The organism is Ramlibacter sp. (assembly GCF_028292805.1).
Classification (GTDB): Bacteria; Pseudomonadota; Gammaproteobacteria; order Burkholderiales; family Burkholderiaceae_C; genus Ramlibacter.
Genome location: NZ_JAQGLS010000296.1, coordinates 1 through 4,272, shown reverse-complemented (window position 1 = coordinate 4,272; position 4,272 = coordinate 1). Strand labels below are relative to the sequence as shown.

Below are 4,272 nucleotides of genomic sequence, written 5' to 3'. Positions count from 1 at the left end.
GGCGCTGGCGGTCAGCTTGCGCGGTGCGGAAGAGCTGATCCCGCAAGACGAGTGGTCACGCAAGCTGGTCCGTTCCGAAGCCACCGGGGTGCCGCTGCGGATCAAGTTGGGGCTGGACCCGACCGCGCCCGACATCCACCTCGGCCACACGGTGGTGCTCAACAAGCTGCGCCAGCTGCAGGACCTGGGCCACACGGTGATCTTCCTGATCGGCGATTTCACCACCATGATCGGCGACCCTTCGGGGCGCAACACCACCCGCCCGCCGCTGACGGCGGAGCAGATCAAGGCCAACGCGATGACCTACCGGGCCCAGGCCGACAAGATCCTGGATCCGGCCCGCACCGAGCTGCGCTACAACAGCGAGTGGAGCGACCCGCTGGGCGCCCGCGGAATCATCGAGCTGGCCGGCAAGTACACGGTGGCGCGGATGATGGAGCGCAACGACTTCCATGACCGCTTCGCGGCCGGCACCTCGATCTCCGTCCACGAATTTCTCTACCCGCTGATGCAGGGCTACGACTCGGTGGCGCTGAAAAGCGACCTGGAACTGGGCGGAACCGACCAGAAGTTCAACCTGCTGATGGGCCGGCACCTGCAGGCGGAATACGGCCAGGAGCCGCAATGCATCCTGACCATGCCGCTGCTCGAAGGCCTGGACGGCGTCGAGAAGATGTCCAAGAGCAAGAACAACTACATCGGGGTGACCGAAGCGCCCAACACCATGTTCGCCAAGGTGATGTCGATCTCCGACGTGCTGATGTGGCGCTGGTTCAGCTTGCTCAGTTTCCGGGCGGAGTCCGACATCGCCGCGCTCAGGCAGGAAGTGGCGGGCGGGCGCAACCCGCGCGACGCCAAGGTGCTGCTGGCCAAGGAGATCACCGCGCGCTTTCATGATGCGGCCGCGGCCGAGTCGGCGGAACAGGACTTCGTCAACCGCAGCAAAGGCGGGGTGCCCGACGACATTCCCGCAGTCACGCTCACCGGCGCGCCGCTGGGCATCGCCCAGCTGCTCAAGCAGGCCAACCTGGCGTCGTCCGCCAGCGAAGCCAGCCGGCTGATCGAAGGCGGCGGCGTGCGGGTCGATTCCAGCGTGATCAGCGACAAGGGGCTCAAGCTGGGCGCCGGCACCTACGTGGTGCAGGTCGGCAAGCGGAAATTCGCCCGGGTGACGCTGGGGTGAGCTGGCTGCGGTTTTGTACAGGCTTTGTACAATCGACCGCATGCTCACCCACATCGACATCGACATCGACGAGGAGCTCGTCGCGCAGGCGATGAAGGTGGCGGGCGCGTTCGAAACGCGAGGCCGTCGACCGCGCGCTCAGGGAGATGGTGGCGCGCTCCAGGCGGCCCCGGCTGCGGGACGTGTTCGGGGCCGCCACGCGAGACACCTACTGGCCCGGCGACGACCCGAGGGAAGATCCGGCCGAAGCCGGCAAGTACCGGGTGGAGCAGGGTATTGCCGGCTACAAAGTGGCGCCCCCAGCAACCGCCAGTGCGCCCCGCCGCGAGAAGTGATGCTCCTGCGCGACTCGACAGTCTGGATCGACGCGCAGAGGGGGAACGCGACCGACGCAACCCGCTTCGTCGATGCGCGCGACGAGCATGAAGAAATCGCAACCGCCGGCATCCTGTTCCAGGAAGTCGTGCAAGGGATCCGCGTGCAGGCGGACTACGAGCGCATGCGGCAGGTGCTGTGGTCCGCGTTGATTCTGGAGCCCCGTGAACTCTCCACCTACGAAGTGGCGGCGCAGCTCTATCGCGCCGCGCGCGCAGCGGGCTTGACCATCCCCAAGCCCAACGATTGCCTCATCGCGGCCCTGGCCCTGGAGCACGGCGCCCTGCTGGTCCACAACGAGCGCGACTTTCTGGCCCTGGCGCGGGTCGAGCCCTCGCTGCTGGTCTACCCGAGCCGGCCGCACTGACAATCACGTCATGTCCCTGGCCGCCGCCGCCCAGCGCCTGAACCCCGAACTCCTGCTGCGCTGGTCGGTGGCCGTGGCCGTGCTCACCATTGCCCTGAAGACGCTGGCCTGGTGGATCACCGGCTCGGTCGGCCTGCTGTCAGACGCCATGGAATCGGGCGTCAACCTGGCCAGCGCCGCCTTCGCGTTGCTGATGGTGAAGATCGCCAGCCGGCCGGCTGACGACGACCACCCGTACGGCCACCACAAAGCCGAGTACTTCTCGGCCGGTTTCGAGGGCCTGCTGATCCTGCTGGCGGCGTTCGGCATCGTCTGGGCCGGCGTCCAGCGCTTGCTGGAGCCGCAGCCGCTGGTGCAGGTGGGGTGGGGCCTGGGGCTGTCGGTGGTCAGCTCCGCCGCCAACGGGGCTCTGGCCTGGGCCATGCTGCAGTCGGCACGCCGCCACCGCTCGATGGCGCTGGAAGGCGACGGCCGCCACCTGCTCACCGATGTCTGGACGTCGGCCGGCGTGGTGGTGGGCGTGGGTCTGGCCGCCACCACCGGCTGGCTCTGGCTCGACCCGGCCGTGGCCATCGGCGTGGCGGTCAACATCATGCGCGAGGGCGTGCGCCTGATGTGGCGTTCCAGCGAGGGCCTGATGGACAGCGCGCTGGAGCCCGAGGTGCTGGCCCAGGTCGAAAAGACGCTGGCGCAGTTCAGCCATCCGACCATCCGCTTCGACCACGTGGCGAGCCGGCGCTCGGGCTCGCGCCGCTTCGTCGACCTGCACATGCACATGCCGGGCGCGTGGACCCTGGGCCGGGCGGCGGCGGTGCGGGGTTCGGTGGAACAGGCGCTGATGAGCGCAGTGCCGGGCCTGCGTGCCACCATCCAGTTGCTGCCCAGCGACGTGGAACCCCATTCGGGCGATGAAGAGGACCTGCTTTGATGCTGGCGGTGGTGCAACGGGTGCGCCAAGCGCGGGTGGTGGTGGCGGGCGCGACCATCGGCCAGATCGGCCAGGGGCTGCTGGTGCTGCTGTGCGCCGAACGTGACGACGCCCAAGGCCAGGCCGACCGGATGCTCGCCAAGCTGCTGAAGCTGCGCATCTTCGGCGACGACGCCGGCAAGATGAACCGCAGCGTGCAGGAGGTGGGCGGCGGCTTGCTGGTGGTGAGCCAGTTCACGCTGGCGGCGGACACCGGCGGCGGCAACCGCCCCAGCTTCACCGGTGCCGCGGCGCCGGACCAGGCGCGGCGCCTGTACGACCACTTCGTGGCGCAGGCCAAAGGCCTGCATCCGCTGGTGCAGACCGGCGAGTTCGCAGCCGACATGCAGGTGCACCTGGTGAACGACGGGCCGGTGACGGTCCCGATCACCGTGCGCTGAAACCTCGTCATTCCCGCCTGCGCGGGGGGGCGGCATCAATACGGGTTGGGATACCCCAGCGCGCCCATCAGCAACACCTCGAGCGCTTCCATCTCGAACGCCTCGCGCTCCCCGGCCTCGTGGTCGTAGCCTTGCGCATGCAGCGTGCCGTGCACCAGCAAGTGGGCGTAGTGCGCCTGCAGCGGCTTGCCCTGCTCCAGCGCCTCGCGCGCCACCACCGGCGCGCACAGCACCAGGTCGGCGCTGACCACCGGCTCGCGCGCGTACTCGAAGGTCAGCACGTTGGTGGCGTAGTCCTTGCCGCGGTATTGGCGGTTCAGCGCCTGGCCCTCTTGCGCCCCGACGATGCGCACCGAGATCTGCGCCGGCCGCAGCAGCGCCAGCTCCATCCACTTGCGCACGCGGGTGCGGGGCAGCAGCTGGCGATGCTCGGCATCGCCGAACTGCAGCTCCAGCTCCAGCGCCGGCGTCATGCCTGCTTGCCGCGGGCGGCGTCGTAGGCGTCGACGATGCGCGCTACCAGCGGGTGCCGCACCACGTCGGCGCTGGTGAAGCGCGTATGGGCGATGCCCTTGACCCGCTTGAGGATGCGCTCGGCTTCGATGAGGCCCGACAGCGCGCCCTTGGGCAGGTCGATCTGGCTGACGTCGCCGGTCACCACGCACTTGCTGCCGAAGCCGATGCGGGTGAGGAACATCTTCATTTGTTCGGGCGTGGTGTTCTGCGCCTCGTCCAGGATCACGAAGGCGTTGTTCAGGGTGCGCCCGCGCATGAAGGCCAGCGGCGCCACCTCCAGCGCGTTGCGCTCGAACGCCTTGAGCACGCGCTCGACGCCCATCAGCTCGTACAGCGCGTCGTACAGCGGTCGCAGGTAAGGATCGACCTTTTGCGTCAGGTCGCCGGGCAAAAAGCCCAGCTTCTCGCCCGCTTCCACCGCCGGGCGCGTCAGCACGATGCGCTGCACGGCGTTGCGCTCCAG

6 protein-coding genes are annotated in these 4,272 nt (G+C 68.6%); 4 read left to right on the top strand and 2 right to left on the bottom strand.

The features are described 5' to 3' along the window. The 4 genes from tyrS to dtd form a co-directional block, all read left to right on the top strand. On the top strand, positions 1-1,183 hold a 1,183-nt coding region (gene tyrS / locus JWP65_RS18110), incomplete at its 5' end, for a tyrosine--tRNA ligase (RefSeq protein ID WP_299766257.1). A 40-nt stretch (positions 1,184-1,223) separates the two neighbouring features. Further along, positions 1,224-1,925: a PIN domain-containing protein gene (locus JWP65_RS18105; protein WP_299766255.1), complete on the top strand. Its 702-nt coding sequence runs from the start codon at positions 1,224-1,226 to the stop codon at positions 1,923-1,925. 10 nt (positions 1,926-1,935) lie between these two features. Further along, positions 1,936-2,853 carry a cation diffusion facilitator family transporter gene (locus JWP65_RS18100; protein WP_299766253.1) on the top strand — a complete coding sequence of 306 codons (918 nt, stop codon included), beginning with the start codon at positions 1,936-1,938 and terminating at the stop codon, positions 2,851-2,853. Continuing rightward, positions 2,853-3,293: a D-aminoacyl-tRNA deacylase gene (dtd, locus tag JWP65_RS18095; protein ID WP_299766251.1), complete on the top strand. Its 441-nt coding sequence runs from the start codon at positions 2,853-2,855 to the stop codon at positions 3,291-3,293. Before JWP65_RS18100 ends, dtd begins: the two co-directional genes overlap by 1 nt. A gap of 35 nt (positions 3,294-3,328) precedes the next feature. On the opposite strand, the gene ybeY is transcribed toward dtd, so the two are convergent. Both ybeY and JWP65_RS18085 read right to left on the bottom strand, forming a co-directional pair. Continuing rightward, positions 3,329-3,766, bottom strand: coding sequence for an rRNA maturation RNase YbeY (gene ybeY / locus JWP65_RS18090; protein WP_299766249.1), 438 nt, complete (start codon positions 3,764-3,766; stop codon positions 3,329-3,331). Continuing rightward, positions 3,763-4,272: PhoH family protein (locus JWP65_RS18085; RefSeq protein ID WP_299766247.1), on the bottom strand; the 510-nt coding region annotated here is incomplete at its 5' end. The genes JWP65_RS18085 and ybeY, both read right to left, overlap by 4 nt.